Origin of the sequence: Streptomyces prasinopilosus (assembly GCF_001419695.1) — a bacterium.
Classification (GTDB): domain Bacteria; phylum Actinomycetota; class Actinomycetes; order Streptomycetales; family Streptomycetaceae; genus Streptomyces; species Streptomyces prasinopilosus.
On sequence record NZ_LIRG01001035.1, the window covers coordinates 1 to 1,228 of the forward strand.

A 1,228-nucleotide genomic window follows, 5' to 3' on the forward strand; every position below is an offset into this window, starting at 1 on the left:
GGCCGACGGGGTTCCCGGGCCGGGGCGGGCGTGATCTCGTGGGGGAGGACCGCGTCGAGCGCCGGACGGGACGCGGGACACAGGGTGCGGGTCGGGGAGGGTGGCCGGTGCGGGAGCGGATCGGGTACGCCGCGTGGATCGCGGGTGTGGCGCAGTTCTTCGTCGTCCACGGGATCGTCGAGTCGGCCTGGACGCGGCCGGCGTACAGCTGGGCCCGGAACAACATCAGCGACCTCGGCAACGTGCACTGCGGCCTGCGGACCTGGCCCGAGTCGCGGTACATCTGCTCCCCCGGACACGGGCTGATGAACGGGTCGTTCATCGTGCTGGGTGTCCTGCTCGTCGTCGGGCTCGTGTTGACCGGCGGGACCGGCCGGACCGGCGGGGACGGCGGGGCCCGTGGCGGTGTTCTGTGGCGCGGGGGGCGGGTCGCCGCCCTGTCCCGGACGCTGCTGGCCGGCGGGGGCGCCGGGTTCGTGCTGATCGGGCTGGCCCCGACGGACGTCCACACGGGCCTGCACGTCGTGGGCGCCGCGCTCCTCATGGGGGCGGGCAACGCCGGCCTCGTGCTGGCGGGGTCCGGCCTGGCGGACCGGGTCCCGCGCCCGCTGCGCCGGGCGGCCGGCCTGCTGGGGACCGCCGCGCTCCTGGCCTTCGGGCTGTTCCTGTCCGGTCACTACCTCGGGCTCGGCATGGGGGGCATGGAACGGGTCGCCGCGTATCCCCTCCTGTGCTGGGTGGCCGCCCTCGGCCTGTGGGGGGTCGCCCTCCGGGCGGGCCGGGCGCGCGCGCCGGTGGCGGAGGGCCGTGCGGGAGGGGACCGTGTCGGCCCGGGTCCTGCCGGAGGTTAGCCTCCAGGGAAGCGGAATCCCGTTCCTCCGACAGGGGCGGGCTTGGTGGCAGGAGGCGCAGGACATGGTGAAGGTTCCCGGCTCGGTACTGGCCGCGAGCGGCCTCGTCGGCGGGTACGGGGTGGCCCGCTGGACCCGACGGCGGCCGCTGGGCGGGGTCGTCCTCGCCGCGGCGGGCACGGCCGCGGCGCGGGAGTGGCGGGAGCGGGCCGGCGGGAAGGCCGCCGGGGCGCTGTCGGTCGCGTACGTCGCCGCGTTCGCCGGGTCGCACCCCCTGGCGAAGAGGGTCGGCGCCTGGCCGGCCGTGTTCGGTGCGGCGGGTGCCGTGGCCCTGGCGTCGTGGGCGGTCGCCGACCGGCGCGGGTGAGACCCGGGCG

General features: G+C 77.5%; 2 protein-coding genes. Both read left to right on the forward strand.

What is annotated here, in order from left to right; genetic code table 11:
* Nucleotides 1-107 precede the first annotated feature (107 nt).
* Entirely contained in the window at nt 108-851 is a 744-nt protein-coding gene (locus AOK18_RS29895; protein WP_055696325.1) for a DUF998 domain-containing protein, read from the forward strand.
* Between the two features lie 64 nt (nt 852-915).
* On the forward strand, nt 916-1,218 hold the full coding sequence (locus AOK18_RS29900; protein ID WP_055571533.1) for a hypothetical protein: 303 nt from the start codon (nt 916-918) through the stop codon (nt 1,216-1,218).
* The last annotated feature ends 10 nt before the right edge of the window (nt 1,219-1,228 follow it).

Excerpts from the sequence above, each read along its gene's own strand:
- AOK18_RS29900 (WP_055571533.1), top strand. The coding sequence starts at position 916 with ATGGTGAAGGTTCCCGGCTCGGTACTGGCCGCGAGCGGCCTCGTCGGC.